At 69.1% G+C, this 488-nt stretch carries 1 protein-coding gene; it reads left to right on the top strand.

Going from position 1 to position 488, the window contains the following annotated elements; genetic code table 11:
- On the top strand, positions 1-488 hold a 488-nt coding region (locus AC1DIP_RS22265), incomplete at both ends, for an MCP four helix bundle domain-containing protein (RefSeq protein WP_477735122.1).

Below are 488 nucleotides of genomic sequence, written 5' to 3'. Positions count from 1 at the left end.
ATCCAGAGCATGGCGGCGATCCGGGTGAAGGCCAACCAGATCCGGCGCATGGAGCCGGACCACCTGCTGTCCGACGACAGGCAGGAGATGGCGCAGATCGAACGCAACATCGCCCACGCCCGCCAGGAACTGGCCGCGGCGGAGAAGGCCTACCAGCCCTACATCACCAACGACGAGGAACGGCGGCTCTACGCCGAGGTCGTCGCCGCGCGCGATGCCTACTTCGCGGCGCAGGAGCGGCTGCTGCACCTGTCGCGCAATGACGGATCGGACGCCGAGGCGAAGGCCTTCTTCCGCGCCGACTCGCGCAACAGCTTCAACACCTGGGTCAAGGCGATCGAGCGCAGCGCGGACTACAACGCCGCCGGCAGCGAGCAGTCGCGGCTGGACGCGCAGAAGAGCTATGCCGCCGGGCACGGCTGGAGCCTGTCGCTGACGCTGGTGTCGGTGGGCGTGGCCATCGGGCTGGCGCTGCTGCTGCTGGGGCA

Source organism: Pseudarthrobacter sp. 05T312, from assembly GCF_056396685.1.
Note: the sequence above shows the minus strand (reverse complement) of the source record. Positions and strands in the feature narration are given on the sequence as shown.